The following is a 16486-nucleotide window of genomic DNA, read 5'->3' as shown; positions in this document are numbered from 1 at the left end:
CTGGTCAGCATCCTCCCCTGATCGACGGCCGACCGGCCCGGTGAACCGACCCTGCGGGGCACCTGCGATCCAGGTGCACCCGCAGGGCATCACCCGTTTCCGGAATTCGGATTCACATTTTCGACGCGGAATTCATTGGCTGAGATCGGCGCCCGCTCAGGACGTTCGGCGCGCGGTGAGCAGGAGCCGACCGCTCCCGACCCCGTAGGGTTCGCCACCCGGGCCGTCGAACAGCCCGACGTCGGTGAACCCGTTGCCGGACAGCAGGTCGATGATCTGCGCCACCGTGTAGACGTGGTGGATCGCGGTCACGTCGAGCTGCTCGTCACCGCGGCTGAACCGGTAGCCGGGCAGGATCGCCTCGGCGGACAGGTCGACACCGGTCACGCGGTGCCCGCGCCGGGCGAGTTCCAGGCTGTGCCGCCCACTGCCGCACGGCACGTCCAGGACCAGCGAGCCCGGCGCGAGACCGAGGCGTTCCTCGACGAAGTCGATCTCCTCGACGGTGACCTCCGGCGGCACGGCGCGCCGCCAGAACTCGTTGGGCAGTTCGGTGAAGAAGTCCACGTACCAGGTGGACGAGGGTGGTGCGGACATGCGAGAGCTCCCTGCGGCGCATCGGCTTTCCAGGGCGATGTCACCGGGCGGCCCCGGGCCGTCGAACGGCCTCGGTGCGGTGGCCCGGTGTGGTGTTCCGGGCAACCACGGCTTCCGCCACAGTCAGCGGTCCCCCGACGCCAGCAGCACCCGGCCGGACCGGTGAACGGCTTTTTCGCGCGCCGGACCGTGCGGGGACGACGACCGGGGAGCACGCCGCCCACCCGCACCGGAACCGGGACCGGGGCGCTGTGGTTCGGGACCAGGTGCCGCTCAGGAACCCGGCAACGCCCCCGCCGCCTCCCGGTGCCCCGCGAGCGTCCGGGCCACCTGCTCGCGCAGGCGGTCGACCGCCGAGTCCCCGACGACCACCCCGGCCGCCTCCGCCACGCCCACCGGGCACTCCACCGCGATCACCGCCGGATCGGCCTCGTGCGGGTGGACCACCGACCGCACCGCCTCCTCGTACCCGTCGAGCACCCCGGCCAGCCGCGCCAGCGCCTCCACCAGGGACCGGTCGGCCAACTCGGGCACCGGCGCGCCGGCTTCCAACCGTGCCGCCGGCTCCGCCCGGAACCACTCGGCCAGCGCGGGCACCTCCGCCAGGGCCTCCCGGCGGTCGTCCGCGGCCCCCCGGGCAGCCGCGTCCCGGGCCAACCGGCTCGCCAACCCGTCCCGCAGGCCGCGTTCCTCCTCGTCGAGCGGCCGGACCGGGGGCGGGTGGTTCGGCAGGCAGTGGCCGACCAGGGTGAAGCCCTCCGGCGCCGCCTCGCGCAGCCTGCCCACCGTCTCGACGAGGTAGGCGCGGAACCCGACCGCGGCGGCGGTCCACTCCTCCTCGTCGGTGACGCCGTGGTGCGCCGCCAGCGCGGTGAGCACCGCGTCGGCCACCGCGTCGGGGTCCTCCAGCGGCTGCGCGGCCAGCACGCCGCTGAACAGCGCGAAGTCCCGCTGCCGGTGGTGCCGCGCGGTTTCCCGCCACCGGCGGCCCTGCTCGGCGATCCAGTGCCAGGAGTGGCGGGCGGCGACGAACACCGGCAGCGCGAACAGCGGACCGTTCTCCTCGCGCCACCGCCGGGAGTCCCGGGCGTCGTCGCGGGTGAGGGCGGCGCGGGTCGCGGTGAGGGCGGCCGCGGTGTCGGGGGCGAGCGCGTGGCGGGCGGTGGCGTCGGCGGTGAGGCTCGCCAGCACCCGCCGCACGTCCTGCCGGTCCGTCGCGGCGGCCAGCTCCGCGGCGGTCCCGGCCATCCGCTCCCGCGCCGCCAGGTCGGCGTCCAGGCCGGCGATGCGCCCCCGGATTTCCCGCAGGGCGTCCACCAGGCCCCACGGCAGGTCGGTGGGGTCGGCCAGGACCGCGTCCACCCCGGCCAGGTCGTTCGGCGGCGACGTGGTGAGCGCTGCCAGCTTGCGGAGCACCCGCTGGTCCCGGCTCCGCTCCGTCGACCGGATGCGCCGCGCCCACAGCGGCCCGGACACCACGTCGACCAGCTCGCGCGCCTCCCGCTCCACCCCGGCCCACCGCGCGAGCAGCTCGTGGTTCGCCTCGTGGAACCCCTCGACCCAGTCCTGGGCGCGCCGGTGCGCCTCGTCGGCGGTGCGGTCGGCCAGCGGCAGCACGTGCACGCGCCGGGACTCCACGTCGGCGCAGATCACCAGGCAGGGCACGTGCGCGTCCAGCCCCAGCCGCCGGGTGAGCCCCGGGCCGTCCGCGTCGGGGACGGTGGCGAAGCGCACCAGGTCCGCCGGGGCGGGGCGGTGCCCCCGGGCGAACTCGCGGCCGACCGCCGAACCGCCGTCGACCAGCAGCACGCTCCACCCGAAGCGGTCGGTCAGCGCCCGGGTCCGGTCGTCCAGGCGCAGCGCGTGCCGGTAGGCGGTGTCGGCGGTCGGTGAGCGGAAGGCCATGTGCCGAGCGGAACAGCCGTGGGCACGCGGTGTCAAGGCGGTGGTCCGGGCGGGTCGGCGCCCCTCGCTCCACTGTGGACCGGGCCGCGCGGTGGCGGGCCGCTTCCGAAGTCCGTGCGGCAAACGGAGGTAGCCCGTGGGCTGGGTGGGGCAGTAGCGTCTGGTTGTGTTGGAACGGGACGAGGTCATCGCCGGGCGGTACCGGCTCGTGGCGCTGCTCGGGCGCGGGGCGTCCGGGGTCGTGTGGCGGGCGCGGGACGAGCGGTTGGGGCGGGACGTCGCGGTCAAGTTCCTCGGGGCCGGCGGTTCGCCGGACGCCGTGGAGCGGATCGTGCGGGAGGGGCGGGTCGCGGCCAAGCTGCGGCACCCGCACTCGATCAGCGTGCACGACGTGGTCGAGCACGGCGGCAAGCCCTGCCTGGTCATGGAGTACCTGCCCTCGCGGACGCTGGCCGAGTTGGTCGACGAGCGCGGGCCGCTGCCGGAGCAGCTGGTGGCGGGGGTCGGGTGGCAGGTGGCGTCGGCGCTGGCGGCGGCGCACGCGGTCGGCGTCGTGCACCGGGACGTCACGACGTTCAACGTGCTGCTGGGCGACGACGGCACCGCGAAGATCGCCGACTTCGGCATCGCCCGAGCCATCGGCGAGGGCACGGTGACCGATCCCCGGGTGGTCGTGGGCACGCCCGCGTTCCTCGCGCCGGAGGTGGCGGCGGGGGAGCCGGCGGTGTTCGCCTCCGACGTGTACTCCCTCGGCGCGACGCTGTACGCGGCGCTGGAGGGCCACCCGCCGTTCGGGGCGACCGACAACCCGTACGCGCTGCTGCGGCGGGTGTCGGAGGGCCGGGTGGCGCCGATGCGGTTCCCCGGACCACTCGGCGAGGTGCTGCTGCGCGTGCTGCGCCGGGACCCGGCCGAGCGGCCGACCATGGCCGAGGCGCACGCGCTGCTGGACGCGGTCGTGCAGGGGCGGCCGCTGCCGGGCACGCCACCGGTGGGCGAAGCCGGAGCGGGCGCAGGCGAAGCCGGGGCAGGCGGAGCGGGGACGTTCGAAGCGGGGGCGTTCGACGAGGACCGGGCGTTCGAGGGGAACGAACCGCTCGACGACAGCGGATCGTTCGACGAGAACCGTCCCGTTGTCGAATTCGGGCCGACCGGTGAAATCCGACAAATCGACATCACTCGGCCCGTGGGCGCACCCCTGCCCCCCGGCAGCACGCGGCCGCTGCCCGCACGGCGCCGAGCGCCGTGGCGGCGGGTCGCCCTGGTCGCCGGCGCCGCGGTGCTGGTCGCCGCCGGTGTCGTGATCGGCGACTCCCTGCGCGACGACGAACCGTCCGACCCGACCGCCCTCCCGGCCCCGACCACGACCACAACGACAACGACAACGACCACCGAGGCCACCACCACGGCCCCGCCGGTCGACTGCACCGCCCGCTTCCGGATCACCAACTCCTGGCCGGGCGGCTACCAGGCCGAGGTGACCGTGCGCAACTCCGGCGGGCGCGCCCTCACCGCGTGGGCGGTCACCTGGCCCCTGCCCGCGGGTCACGCGATCAGCAACCTGTGGGACGGCACCCTCGCCGCGGCCGCCGACCCGGTGCGGGTCACCAACGCCGGCTACAACGCCCGGCTCCCCGTGGACGGCTCCACCACCTTCGGTTTCACCGCCAACGGCCCGGCCACCCCCGAACCGGACGTCACCTGCACGTCCGGGAATTGATCGTCCGGTCGGCGGAATGCCTCCCACGTCCGGGGGAACGCACCGCCGGCGGTCGCCGAGATGATCCGGCGGGCGGCCCGCGGCGGCGACACACTACGCCGCGGGGTCGGGGACCGCCATGTGTCCTGCACCTCTTCCGAGAACTCCTCCGGCGTGTCCCGCGCCACTTTCCGGGCAATGGGCGGACCCGTGTGTGGGCTCCGTCAAAGAACACGCCCGTCGAGTTGTTGAACTTCGGGATCTCGCATTTTCGGGAATGTCTGGATCACGCTCCGTGCCGGTTCGGTGATTCAATATCCCGTTGCTGCGGGGGGAGGTGCCCGAAGAGGGTTGACCGGCCTACCGCGCTAGGTCCAACGGGCTAGCGGGCCTTCTTTTTCCCGCTCGTCGCCCGCCCGGTGGTTGACTGCTCAATATTTGTGACAAATGGGTGAACCACGGGCGATTTGCGCAGGTCAAACCCCATCCTATGTGGATGATCGAGGTCGTGTAACGGACTTGTTACATCGACCCCGCTTCGGTCTCACGATCAATGGAGCCTATTTCTTGACCTGCTGATTCCTCCTTGACTGGCATGAGCCCCTTGAGTACCGTACGAACTCGTTCTGGGGTCCGGCGAATAAAGGCTCTCGCCTTCGCCGAGTGATTTTTTTCGATTCCGCTTCCTGCTGGGGGGAGAGTGGAGTGATCAGTTACGTGTGCCCGCCGTTCGTCGGGGGTCCACCTCGGGGTGAATCACCGTGAACTCGTCATTGATCTTCGGGAAGTGGTACGAGCGCGCCGGGGTGCGCACCGATCCCCACCGCACGTTCTGCGCGGAGGTGGAGTCCGGCCTCACCGCGTTCCCGATCAAGCTCATCCCGCACCTGGCGCACCCGCTGACCGCCGAGCTGCCCGAGGAGGAGCGCGGCGCGGTGATCACCCGCCGCTTCTACGAGTACATGAACTTCGTGGCGAACCTGGAGGCCAAGGTGGTCAACCGGGGCACCCTGGTCGTCGCGTTCGACCAGGCGGGACTGGGCATCGACCGGCAGCTGCGGCTCGACGCGTGGAAGATCTACTGCGACGAGGCCCACCACGCGCACACCAGCTTCGAGATGGTGGACCAGGTGGAGCGGGCGACCGGCGTGCCCGGCCTGCCCTACTCGTTCGACCACACCCTGGCCCGGCTCGACGGCAGCGGCGCGGCCCTCGACCCGCAGGCCGCCCAGCTGCTCCAGGTCGTGGTGTTCGAGACGGTGGTGACCTCGCTGCTGGAGGACATCCCCAACGACGAGACGGTGGCGGGCACCATCCGCGAGGTCGTCGCCGACCACGCCCGCGACGAGCGCCGGCACCACGCCTTCTACACCCGTTTCTTCGACTTCCTCTGGGGTGTCATGGACGAGGGCACCCGAGCCCGCGCCGCGCGCTGCCTGCCCGGCATCATCACCGCCTGCCTCTCGCCCGACCTCCCCGCCATCCGCAAGTCCCTGCTCGCCACCTCCCTCACGGCCGCGCAGGTGGAGCAGGTGATCGGCGAGACCTACACCGACACCGCCGTGCGGGCCGACCTCCGCGCGTCCGCCCGGCACACCCTCAAGATGTTCTTCGACCACGACGTGCTGGAGGTGCCCGGCGCCCGCGAGGACTTCGCCGCGGCCGGCCTCCTGCTGCCCGAGGTGGGTGGTTCCCGTGGGTGAGCCCGGCCGGTTCCCCTACGACGCGGGCCTGCACCCCGGCGGGTACACCACCCGGCACTGGACGATCCGGCAGCTCGCCGGCCTCGGCGACGCCTCCGACACCAACGCCCGGTTCCGCTACCTGCTCGACCGCGGCGAGACCGGCCTGTCCCTGGCGTTCGACCTGCCGACGCAGATGGGCCTGGACCCCGACGACCCGGCCGCCGCCGGCGAGGTCGGCCGCGCGGGCGCGTCGATCGCCACGGTCGACGACTTCGCCGCGGTGTTCGAGGGCATCCCGCTCGACCACATCTCCGTGTCCTTCACCATCAACGCGACCGCGCCGATGATCCTGGCGATGTGGATCGTGGCCGCGCAGGAGAGCGGCGTCGACCCGGCCGCGCTGCGCGGCACCCTCCAGAACGAGATGCTCAAGGAGCACCTGGCCCGGCACGCGGTCGTGTTCGACCTCGACCACAGCTTCCGGTTCTCCCTCGACGTCATCGAGCACTGCGTCCGCCACCTGCCGAAGGTCAACCCGATCTCGATCTCCGGCGGCCACGCGCGGGAGGCGGGCGCGACCCGCCCCCTGGAGGTGGCCCTCGCCATCGCCGACGCCGAGCAGTACCTCGACGGCATGATCGCCCGCGGGTTCACCGTGGACGAGGTGGCCGCGCAGTTCAGCTTCATCTTCGGCTCGCACCTGGAGATCCTGGCGGAGGCGGCCAAGTTCCGGGCCGCCCGGCGGATCTACGCCACCCGGATGCGCGACCGCTACGGCGCGCGGGACGCGAAGTCGATGAAGCTGCGCGCCCAGGTCAACACCTTCGGCTCGGCGCTGGCCGTGCAGGAGCCGCTCAACAACATCGCCCGCACCACCGTGCAGGCCATCTCGGCGGTGCTCGGCGGCGTCCAGTCGCTGCACGTGTGCTCGTTCGACGAGGCGGTGCAGACGCCCGGCGAGCTGGCGGCCCGGATCGCGCTGCGCATCCAGCAGATCCTGCTGCACGAGACCGACCTGGCGCGCCACGTCGACCCGCTCGGCGGGTCCGCGGTGCTGGAGCGGCTCGTCGACGAGGTCGAGGCGGAGGCGCTGACCTGGCTCGACCGCATCGAGCAGCGGGGCGGCCTGCTCGCCGCGCTGCGCGGCGGCTGGCTCTCCGGCGAGATCGACGACATGGCGTTCCACGACCGGGGCCCCGTCGTCGGGGTCGCGGACGCGGCCGAGTCGGAGCACGAGCGCGCCCTGCTGCGCGAGCAGCGCAAGTCCGGTGTCGCCGCCGGCAGGCGGAGGCCCTTCTCCCGGGTCGAGTGCCCGGACCAGCTCGCCGCGGTGTCCGCGGCCGCCGAGGCGGGGCACAACGTGCTGCCCGCCCTGGTGGAGGCCGCGCGGGCGCGGGCGAGCATCCAGCAGATGTGCACGGCGGTGGCCCGCGGCATCGGCCACCCCGCCGGTCAGGCGTCCCCGGCGCACGCCTGAGACCACACCGGGCTTTCGGTCCACAGCGTTCCACGGCCAAATCACCAGGAGCACCCATGTGCGGGATCACCGGTTTCGTCGACTTCACCCCTGCCTCGGAGGAGCGGGAGGTGTTGATCGACACCATGACCGCCACGATGCACCGCCGCGGTCCGGACGACCAGCGCACGTGGCTGGACCGCCACGTCGCGCTCGGCGTGCGGCGGCTGTCGGTCGTGGACCTCGTCGGCGGTGTGCAGCCGATGGTCGCCCAGCGACCGGGTGAACCCCCGGTCACCCTGGCCTACACCGGCGAGGTCTTCAACTGCGACGAGCTGCGGGCGGAGCTGCGCTCGCACGGCCACACCTTCACCACGAGCAGCGACACCGAGGTCGTGCTGGCCTCCTACCTCCAGTGGGGCGCGGCGTGCGCGGAGCGCCTGCTGGGCATGTTCGCCTTCGCGGTGTGGGACGGCCGCACCGACGAGGTGCACCTGATCCGCGACCGGTTCGGCATCTACCCGATGTACTACACCGAGGTGCCCGGCGGGTTCGTGTTCGGCTCCGCGCTCATGGCCCTGCTCAAGCACCCGGCCGTGGAGCCGGTCGTGGACACCGAGGGCCTGCGCGCCATCGTCGACTTCGTGAAGGCACCGGAGAACGGCATCTTCGCCGGCGTCAAGGAGGTCCGCGGCGGCACGATCGTCCGCTTCGGCCGCAACGGGCTGTCGGTCACCACCTACTGGGCCCCGCCCGCCCGGCCGCACGAGGACGACCTCGACACCACCGTGGGCACGGTCCGCGAGCTGCTGGAGGACTCGGTCCGCCGGCAGCTGCACAGCGACGTGCCGCTGGGCGTGTTCCTGTCCGGCGGCCTGGACTCCAGCGCCCTGCTGGCGCTCGCCGCCCGCCACAACGGCGGCGAGACCCTGCGCACCTACTCGATCGACTTCGCGGGCCACGACAAGAACTTCACCCCCGACGAGGTCCGCTCCACCCCGGACTACCCGTTCGTGGCACGCATGGTCGAGCACCTGGGCACCGACCACACCCGGGTCGTCGTCTCGCCCGAGGAGCTGATGGACCCCGAGGTGCGCCGGGAGGTCCTGCTGGCCCGGGACATCCCGACCTCCCTGGGCGACCTCGACACCTCCTACCTGCTGCTGGCCCGCCGCTTCCGCCAGGACTGCACGGTGGCGCTGGGCGGTGAGGGCGCGGACGAGCTGTTCGGCGGCTACCACTGGTTCCTGGAGGACCGCTTCGTCGACGCGCAGGCCCTGCCGTGGCTGGAGTTCGGCCGCCAGATGGCCGGCAAGAACGGCCTGCGCAACACCGGCCTGATCAACCAGGACCTGGTCGAGTCGCTGGGCAGCGACGAGGCCGAGCGCGACCTGTACGCCACCGAGGTGGCCAAGATCGAGCGGCTGCCCGGCGAGTCCGACGTGGACCGCAAGATCCGCACCGTCACCTACCTGAACCTCACCGGCTACCTGCGGATCATCCTGGACCGCAAGGACCGCATCGGCATGGCCGTGTCGCTGGAGGGCCGCGTGCCGTTCCTCGACCACCGGCTGGTCGAGTACGTCTACAACGTGCCGTGGGCGATGAAGTCCTTCGACGGCCGGGAGAAGTCCCTGCTGCGCGCCGCCGTCCGCGACCTGCTGCCGCCCTCGGTGCTGTACCGCAAGAAGGCCGGCTACCCGCCGATCGACGACCCGGGCTACGACCGCGCGCTGCGCGCCATGGTCACCGAGCTGCTGGCCGACGGCTCCGCGCCGATCCAGCCGTTCCTGGACCTGGGCACCGCCAAGTCCTACCTGGCCGACCCGACCTCGGCCGCGTCCAGGGAGAAGGTCAACCGCTTCTCGCTGGAGATGGTGCTGTACCTCAACGAGTGGCTGGCCACCTACGACGCCCGGCTCGCGATCTGATGGGGTTCCGCGCGTCGGCACAGGCCAAGGGGGAGCCGGTGGACCTGCTCGGCATCGGTTTCGGCCCCTCCAACCTCGCGCTGGCCATCGCGGTGCGCGAGCACAACGAGGCCGGGGAGGCGCCGCTGCGCGCCGCCTTCCACGAGCGGCAGCCCCGGTTCGGGTGGCACCGGAACATGCTGATCGACGACAGCACCATGCAGATCTCCTACCTCAAGGACCTGGTGACGCTGCGCAACCCGACCAGCGGCTTCTCCTTCGTGGCCTACCTGCACGAGAAGGGCCGCCTGGTCGACTTCATCAACCACCAGGTCATCTACCCGTCGCGGGTGGAGTTCCACGACTACCTGGAGTGGGCGGCGGAGCGGTTCACCCCCCAGGTGGAGTACGGCAGCGAGGTCACCGCGGTCCACCCCGTGCTGACCGACGACCGGGTGACCGCGCTCGACGTGCACGCGGTCAGCGAGGACGGCGTCACGGTGCGGCGCGCCCGCAACGTGGTGCTGGCCACGGGCCTGTCGCCGTGCCTGCCCGAGGGGGTGGAGCGCGGCGACCGGATCTGGCACAGCGGCGAGCTGCTGGGCCGGGTCGCCACGCTGGGCGACGCGCGCCCCAAGAGGCTCGCGGTGGTCGGCGCCGGGCAGAGCGCGGCGGAGGTGACCGAGTACCTGCACCGGACCTTCGCCGACGCGGAGGTGTTCCCGATCTTCAGCCGGTACGGCTACACCGCCGCCGACGACAGCCCGTTCGCCAACCGGATCTTCGACCCGTCGGCGGTGGACGAGTTCTTCACCAGCGACGCCGAGGTCAAGCAGATGCTGCTGGGCTACCACGCGGGCACCAACTACGCGGTGGTGGACCGGGACCTCATCAACGAGCTGTACCGCCGCTCGTACCACGAGCGGGTGACGGGCCGCCGGAGGCTGCGGTTCCTCAACGTGTCCCGTCCGCGGCGGGTGACCCCCACCGCGGACGGGGTGCGCCTCGACGTCGAGCACCTGCCGACCCGCACGACCACGGCGCTGGACGTGGACTACGTGGTGTTCGCCACCGGCTACCGGCCCTCGCGGCCGGACCGGCTGCTCGACGCCCTGGAGCCTTGGCTGCGCCGCGCCGAGCACGACGAACTCGTGGTCGGCCGGGACTTCCGCGTGCTCACCGACGGCCGCATGTCGGCCGGCGTCTACGTGCAGGGCGCCACGGAGCACCTGCACGGCATCTCGTCGAGCCTGTTGTCCACGTCGTGCGTCCGGGCGGGGGAGATCGCCGCGTCGGTGGTCGAGGCGGTCCGCCGCGCGGCCCCGCTGGCGACCGGCAACGGACAGCCGCGACAAGTCCTGGGGAGCTAGTTGTGACGGAGACGCAGACCACCCCCGAGCTGACCACCGACCTGACCACCCCCGAACCGACCACCGCGCGGACCCTGCCGGGCATCCTGGCCGAACGCGCGTTCACCTCGCCCGACCGCGTGGCCTACGTGCACCACGTCGACGGCGAGGACCACACCGAGCAGCTGACCTACGGCGAGCTGGAGCGGGACGCCCGCGCGCGGGCGGCGGCGCTGCTGGACCGGGGCCTGGCGGGCGGGCGCGCCGTGCTGGCGCACGACACCGGCCTGGACTTCGTCCGCGACCTGTTCGCCTGCTTCCTCGCCGGGGTCGCCGCGGTGCCGGTGCAGGTGCCCAACCGCCGCCACGGCGTGGTGCGGATGAGCCGCATCGCGGCCGACGCGGGCACCTCGGTGCTGCTGACGTCGAGCCGCGTGGCCGAGCGGCTGGCCGACTACGCCGACATGCCGGAGCTGGCCGAGCTGACCCTGGTGGACTCCGCCGGGCTGCGCGGCGCGGCGACCTGGCTGCCCGGCGACGAGTCCGGGCCGGACGACCTGGCGCTGCTCCAGTACACGTCGGGTTCGACCGGCCACCCCAAGGGCGTCGAGGTGACGCACCGCAACTTCTGGCACAACACCGCGGACATCCTCACCCAGTGGCCGATCCCCGAGCACGGCCGCGTCGCCTCCTGGCTGCCGCTGTTCCACGACCTGGGGCTGCTGTTCGGCGCGGTGCTGCCGGTGCGCGCCGGCGTGCCGGTGCACCTGATGTCGCCCGGCGCGTTCGTCCGCCGGCCGCTGCGGTGGCTGGAGATCATCGGCAAGCACCGGGTCACGCACGTCGCGGCCCCGAACTTCGCCTTCCAGATGTGCCTGGACGCGGTGGCGGGCCGGGGCGTGCCCGCCGGGCTCGACCTGTCCTCCTGCGCGGCGGCGCTCAACGGCGCCGAGCCGGTCCGGTGGAGCACGGTGAGCCGCTTCGTCGAGGTGTTCGCCGAGGCCGGGTTCCGGGCGTCCGCGCCGGCGCCCGCGTACGGGCTGGCCGAGGCGACCCTGCACGTCACCGGCACCCGCCAGGACATGCCGCCGCACGCGATCTCCATCGACGCGGCGCGGGCCGCCGACGGCGTCGCGGTGCCCGTGCCCGCCGGCACCGCGAACTCGCTGCGCGTGGTCAGCTGCGGCACGCCCGCGCCCGGCACGGTGGTCCGCGTCGTCGACCCGGTGACCCGGCTGCCGGTGGGCAGGCGGGGGATCGGCGAGATCTGGGTGCGCGGACCGGGCGTGGCCCGCGGCTACTGGCAGCGGCCCGCGGAGACCTCGGCCACGTTCCGGGCCGTCATCGCCGGCGAGGGCCCGGAGACCCACCTGCGCACCGGTGACCTCGGGTTCCTGCACGACGGCGAGCTGTACGTGTGCGGCCGGCACAAGGACGTGCTGATCCGCAACGGCCGCAACTACTACCCCAACGACCTCGAACTGGCCGCGGAGGGCGCCCACCCGCTGCTGCGGGCGGGCAGCAGCGCCGCGTTCGCCGTCGAGCGCGCCGGGCGGGAGCTGTTCGTGCTGGCCGTCGAGGTGGACGGCAGGCTGCTGCGCGCGGTCGGGCTGCCCGAGCTGGTCGGGCTGGTCACCGCCGCGGTCGAGCGCGACCTGGCCGTGGTGCTCGACGAGGTGGTGCCGATCCAGCGCGGCACGCTCGCCAAGACCACCAGCGGCAAGGTGCAGCGGGCCGAGATGCGGCGGCAGTACCTGGACGGCGCCCTGTCGGCGGTGGCCCGGGGGTCGGGGTCCTGATGTTCACCAGGGTCGACCACATCGGCATCGCGTGCCGCGACCTCGACCGGACCGTGGAGCACTACCGGTCGGTGTTCGGCTTCGAGGTCTGCCACGTGGAGGTCAACGAGGGCCAGGGCGTGCGGGAGGCGATGCTGCGCGTCAACGGCACCGACGACGGCGGCGCCACCTACCTCCAGCTGCTGGAGCCGATCTCGCCCGACTCGACGGTGGCGCGGTGGATCGAGCGCCACGGCGAGGGCGTGCACCACATCGCCTTCGGCTCACCCGACGTCCACGCGGTGGTGGAGGACCTCCGCGGGCACGGCCCGAGGGTTCTGTTCGACCCGCCCCGGCGGGCGTCGATGGGCTCCACGGCCACCTTCCTGCACCCCAAGGACTGCCACGGCGTGCTGACCGAGGTCGTCACCTCGGCCGGCGAGGACAGGAGCAGCGGTGTACGTGCCGACGACCTACCGACCGCCTGAGCCGGGCTGGGTCCTGGACGTCGTCCGGTCCCACCCGCTGGCCCTGCTCGTCAGCGGGGGCGGGGGCGACGAGGTGCCGTTCGCGACGCACCTGCCGGCGATCCCGGCGGACCAGGACGGGCCCGCCGACGGCTCCCTGGTGGGCCGCACCGTGCTCGGCCACCTGAACCGGGAGAACCCGCACTGGTCGGCGCTGACCGACGGCGGCCGGGCGCTGCTGGTGTTCACCGGACCCGGCAGCTACGTCTCGCCGACCGTCTACGGCGTCACGCCCGCCGCGCCGACCTGGGACTTCGTCTCGGTGCACGTGCGCGGCACGGTGCGGCTGGTCCGGGACCGCGACGCGACGCTGGACGTGGTGCGGCGGACGGTCGCGTTCTGCGAGGAGCGCTTCGGCGACGGCTGGCAGGACCGGGACTCGGTGGGGTACTTCGACAGGATCCTGCCGGGCGTGGGCGCGTTCGAGCTGGTCGTCGAGGCGGTCGACGGCATGTTCAAGCTCAGCCAGGAGCAGTCGCCCGCGCTGCGGGAACGGGTGCTGGACGCCTTCGAGCGCGGCCCCACCACCCAGCGGCGCGAGCTGGCCCGCCTCATGCGCGGGCTGCCGGAGTCGGGGGAGGGCGTTCGGTGATCGGCGGTTCGGTGACCGGTGGTGGGGAGCGGGTCGTGGCACGCGGTGCGGTGACCCAGGCCCAGCGGCTCCAGGCGGTGCGGCGGGTGCTGGGCGGGGAGCGGCCCGACGACGTGGCCCGGCGGTACGGGGTCTCGCGGGCCGCGGTGTTCCGCTGGGCCGCCGCCTACCGGCGGGACGGCGAGGCGGCGCTGTGCGACCGCAAGGCGCCCGGCCGCCGGCCGCTGCTCTCACCCGGGCAGCGCGACGAGGTGCGGAACCTCCTGCTGGGGCTGGAGCCGGTCAGGGCCGGGTTCAGCAGGCAGCTGTGGACCAAGGCCATGGTGCGCCAGGTGTGCCGGGAGCGGTTCGGCGTGGAGCTGTCGCAGGCGTCCACGACGCGGTTCCTGGTCGGCGAGCGGCTGCTGCCGCCGGCCGACCAGGTGCCGTCCGACGCCGGCGCGCTGCGCGAGGCCGCCCGGTCGGGGCTCGCGCTCGGCTCGTACGCCAACCTGCCGCACCACGACGGCGTGGCGCTGTCGGTGACCTGGACCAACCGGTCCTCGTGGTTCGGCCTGTACCGGGGCGCGTGCCCCGGCGCGTTCTCCGACTTCTGCGTCCGGCTCGTCGAGGACTCGCGGCGGCCGGTGCTGCTGGTCGGCGCGCCGCCGCTGCGCGAGCTGGCCACCACCGCCCGGGAGCTGGCCGGCCGGCTGGTGCTGTGGCCGGGCGGGGGTGCCCGGTGACCGCGCGACCCCGCAACGCCCTCGCCGTGCCCGGCGTGCCCAGCGCCCTGGAGGAGCTGGTGCACGGCCGGGTGCCCACCGACCTGCTGTGCCCGTTCCCGGCCCAGGACCCGGCGGACGCCGGGCTGGGCGACGAGGCGGTAGGCGACCTGCGGTCGGTGTTCGACGGCCGCGTGCCCGCCGAGGGCGAGCCGGTCGACGACCTGGTGGGCCCGCTGGCGCGGGCCGGGTTGCTGCACCCCGGCGCGCCGGTGTCCGCCGGCGGCCGGGACCTGTCGCCGTACAACGTGTTCCGGCTGGTGACCGCGGCGGCCGAGGTCTCGGTGCCGGCCGGCCTGCTGCTGGCCATCCACAACGGGATCGGCGCCCCCGCGTACCTGCGGCTCGCCCCCGAGGGCCCGCTGCGCGCCTTCCTGGAGGAGCGGCTGGCCGCCGGCGCGGTCACCGCGATGGCCGACACCGAGCCCGCGGGCGCGTCGAACCGGGGCCGGACCACGAAGGCCGGGCCCTCCTACGACGGCCGCGGCTACGTGCTGGACGGCCACAAGCTCTACATCGGCAACGGCCCGATCGCCGAGGTGATCGCGGTGACCGCGACCCTGGAGGGCCGCAACCGCATCCTGTTCGTCGACGCGCGCGACGCGGGCACCGAGGTGCTGTCCCGGCTGGAGTTCATGGGCTTCAAGGGCTTCCCCAACGGGGAGCTGGCCTTCGCCGCCGCGCCGGTGCCCGCCGAGCGCCTGCTGCCCGAGGACGACGACCCCTGGCTGTCCGCGCAGCGGGCCGCCGTGCTGGCCCGCGGCCGGGTGCACGTGGTCGCCGGGCCGTCGCTGGCCGTGGCCCGGGGCTGCCTGCGGTGGGCCACGGAGTACCTGACCCGGCGGCGCGTGGACGGCGTCGTGCTCACCGACTACCCGCAGGTGCGCGGGATGCTCGCGGAGTGCGCGGCCGACACCTACGCGCTGGAGACCGCGGCGCGCTGGGCGATGCTGGGCGACGCGGGCGGGCGCCGGGTCAACCTGGTGCCCGAGCAGGTCGCGGCCAAGGACATCACGTCGATGGCGGCCTGGCGGGTGGCCGAGCGCACCCTGACGCTGATGGCGGGCGAGGGCTTCGAGACCGCCGCGGGGAAGGCGGCGCGCGGCGCCGTGCCCGCGCCGGTCGAGCGGCTGTTCCGGGACGCCCGGGGCACCCGCGTCGCGGGCGGCACCGAGGTGCTGCTGCGGATGCGCCTGGCGGCGAACTTCGCGCTGACCTACTTCGCCCCGGACCTCGGCGCGCCCGACGCGCTGTCCGACGCGCCCGCGGCGGAGCCGCCCGCCGGGCTGTCCGGGCGCAACCGCGCCCACTGGGTCGAGCTGACCGGCCAGGCGCGCGCGTTCGCGGAGTCGTGCCGGGCCGCCGCCGCCGGGCCCCGGTCGGGGCCGACGGCGGACGGGCACGCCCTGTCCCTGCTCGGCGAGCTGGCCGAGGAGCTGGTGACCGCGGCGCTGGTGCTCGCGCGCGCCGCGGGCGAGCCGGGGTCGCAGGACCTGGCCGACGTGTTCTGCGAGGCCGCCTGGCACCGGGTCGCGGCGGCCCGCCGACAGCTGCGGAACCCGTCGGGCGCGGACCACGCGGCGGTCGTGGCCTCGCTGCTGGAGCGGTCGTGGTGACCGGGACGACCGGGACGACCACCGCGCCGCTGACGCCCGGCCAGGCGCGCCTGTGGCTGGCCGAGCGGCTCACGCCCGGCGAGTACGTGGTGCAGTCCGCGGTCCGGGTGTCCGGGCCGCTGCGCGAGGACGTGCTGCGCGCCTGCGTGGCCCGGCTCGTCGAGCGGCACGAGGCGCTGCGCACCGTGCTCGACGACCGGGGCCCCGAGCCGGTGCAGGTGGTGCTCGACGCGGCGCCCGACGTGGTCTCGGCGGAGGACGCCGACGACGTGGACGCGCGCGTCGCCGAGCTGCGCGCCCGGCCGTTCGACCTGCGGGCCGAGCCGCCGGTGCGGGTCACCCTGCTGCGCGCGGGGCCGGAGGACCACGTCCTGGTCTTCACCTACCACCACATCGCGGTGGACGGCTGGTCGCTCGCGGTGCTGGTGCGAGAGCTGACCGAGCTGTACCCGGCGCTGGCCGCCGGGCGTGAGCCGGACCTGCCGCCGGCGCCGCGCTTCACCGACCACGCGCGGCGGGCCCGGCCGGAGCCGACGGCCGCGCTGGCGCACTGGCGCGCCGAGCTGGCGGGCCTGCCCGCGCTCAGCGGTCCCCGGCCGGACCTGCCG

The 16486-nt window shown here is 74.0% G+C and carries 13 protein-coding genes; 11 read left to right on the top strand and 2 right to left on the bottom strand.

The genetic code is table 11. From position 1 onward, the window contains the following. Positions 1-156 precede the first annotated feature (156 nt). Positions 157-597 (bottom strand): class I SAM-dependent methyltransferase, encoded by a 441-nt coding sequence (locus ACFP3R_RS36925; protein WP_380643569.1) that lies wholly within the window; start codon positions 595-597, stop codon positions 157-159. A 273-nt stretch (positions 598-870) separates the two neighbouring features. After that, complete coding sequence (locus ACFP3R_RS36920; RefSeq protein ID WP_380643566.1) at positions 871-2502, bottom strand: hypothetical protein; 1632 nt, start codon at positions 2500-2502, stop codon at positions 871-873. Positions 2503-2671: 169 nt separating this feature from the next. Here ACFP3R_RS36920 and ACFP3R_RS36915 point away from each other — a divergent pair, with 169 nt between their 5' ends. The 11 genes from ACFP3R_RS36915 to ACFP3R_RS36865 form a co-directional block, all read left to right on the top strand. After that, positions 2672-4222 carry a protein kinase domain-containing protein gene (locus ACFP3R_RS36915; protein ID WP_465270007.1) on the top strand — a complete coding sequence of 517 codons (1551 nt, stop codon included), beginning with the start codon at positions 2672-2674 and terminating at the stop codon, positions 4220-4222. 740 nt (positions 4223-4962) lie between these two features. Further along, positions 4963-5904, top strand: coding sequence for a diiron oxygenase (locus ACFP3R_RS36910; RefSeq protein WP_380643562.1), 942 nt, complete (start codon positions 4963-4965; stop codon positions 5902-5904). Next, the gene (locus ACFP3R_RS36905) at positions 5897-7363 is read left to right on the top strand and encodes a methylmalonyl-CoA mutase family protein (RefSeq protein ID WP_380643559.1); all 1467 of its coding nucleotides are present in this window, start codon (positions 5897-5899) and stop codon (positions 7361-7363) included. The genes ACFP3R_RS36910 and ACFP3R_RS36905 overlap by 8 nt, the downstream gene beginning before the upstream one ends. Positions 7364-7419: 56 nt before the next feature. Next, on the top strand, positions 7420-9273 hold the full coding sequence (gene asnB, locus ACFP3R_RS36900) for an asparagine synthase (glutamine-hydrolyzing) (RefSeq protein WP_380643556.1): 1854 nt from the start codon (positions 7420-7422) through the stop codon (positions 9271-9273). Beyond that, on the top strand, positions 9273-10622 hold the full coding sequence (locus ACFP3R_RS36895) for a lysine N(6)-hydroxylase/L-ornithine N(5)-oxygenase family protein (protein ID WP_380643553.1): 1350 nt from the start codon (positions 9273-9275) through the stop codon (positions 10620-10622). Before asnB ends, ACFP3R_RS36895 begins: the two co-directional genes overlap by 1 nt. Positions 10623-10624: 2 nt before the next feature. Beyond that, complete coding sequence (locus ACFP3R_RS36890; protein WP_380643550.1) at positions 10625-12400, top strand: fatty acyl-AMP ligase; 1776 nt, start codon at positions 10625-10627, stop codon at positions 12398-12400. Beyond that, entirely contained in the window at positions 12400-12867 is a 468-nt protein-coding gene (gene mce, locus ACFP3R_RS36885) for a methylmalonyl-CoA epimerase (protein WP_380643547.1), read from the top strand. The genes ACFP3R_RS36890 and mce overlap by 1 nt, the downstream gene beginning before the upstream one ends. Next, complete coding sequence (locus ACFP3R_RS36880) at positions 12836-13498, top strand: FMN-binding negative transcriptional regulator (protein ID WP_380643544.1); 663 nt, start codon at positions 12836-12838, stop codon at positions 13496-13498. Before mce ends, ACFP3R_RS36880 begins: the two co-directional genes overlap by 32 nt. A 35-nt stretch (positions 13499-13533) precedes the next feature. Further along, a complete protein-coding gene (locus ACFP3R_RS36875) occupies positions 13534-14223 on the top strand; it encodes a helix-turn-helix domain-containing protein (protein ID WP_380643542.1) in 690 nt (229 codons plus the stop codon). Next, positions 14220-15878, top strand: a complete 1659-nt coding sequence (locus ACFP3R_RS36870) for an acyl-CoA dehydrogenase family protein (RefSeq protein WP_380643539.1) — start codon at positions 14220-14222, stop codon at positions 15876-15878. The genes ACFP3R_RS36875 and ACFP3R_RS36870 overlap by 4 nt, the downstream gene beginning before the upstream one ends. Continuing rightward, a partial coding sequence (locus ACFP3R_RS36865) for a condensation domain-containing protein (protein WP_380643537.1) occupies positions 15872-16486 on the top strand: 615 nt, incomplete at its 3' end. The genes ACFP3R_RS36870 and ACFP3R_RS36865, both read left to right, overlap by 7 nt.

Origin of the sequence: Saccharothrix lopnurensis (assembly GCF_042658445.1) — a bacterium.
In the GTDB taxonomy this organism is placed as follows: domain Bacteria; phylum Actinomycetota; class Actinomycetes; order Mycobacteriales; family Pseudonocardiaceae; genus Actinosynnema; species Actinosynnema lopnurensis.
The sequence above is the reverse complement of the archived record's forward strand: the minus strand, read 5'-3'. Positions and strand labels throughout refer to the sequence as shown.